Source organism: Vibrio sp. TMPB1044, from assembly GCF_030442075.1.
Classification (GTDB): domain Bacteria; phylum Pseudomonadota; class Gammaproteobacteria; order Enterobacterales; family Vibrionaceae; genus Vibrio; species Vibrio satsumensis.
The window spans coordinates 1-224 of record NZ_JAUJED010000098.1 but is presented as its reverse complement, the minus strand read 5'-3'; the positions used below and the strand labels follow the sequence as shown (position 1 = coordinate 224).

The following is a 224-nucleotide window of genomic DNA, read 5'->3' as shown; positions in this document are numbered from 1 at the left end:
TATATGGCAGGGGTGGAGAGATTCGAACTCCCAACACGCGGATTTGGAATCCGCTGCTCTGCCAATTGGAGCTACACCCCTAAAACTTTCATTACTTCAGATTCGAAAAAACCTCGCACTAGGCGAGGTTATCGAATAAGTGGCGGAGTGGACGGGACTCGAACCCGCGACCCCCGGCGTGACAGGCCGGTATTCTAACCAACTGAACTACCACTCCGCAGTGG

The 224-nt window shown here is 53.6% G+C and carries 2 tRNA genes; both read right to left on the bottom strand.

Going from position 1 to position 224, the window contains the following annotated elements:
* Positions 1-4: 4 nt before the first annotated feature.
* Positions 5-81, bottom strand: a tRNA-Trp gene (locus tag QQ041_RS24100).
* Positions 82-140: 59 nt separating this feature from the next.
* Positions 141-217 (bottom strand) — tRNA-Asp (locus QQ041_RS24095).
* Positions 218-224 lie beyond the last annotated feature (7 nt).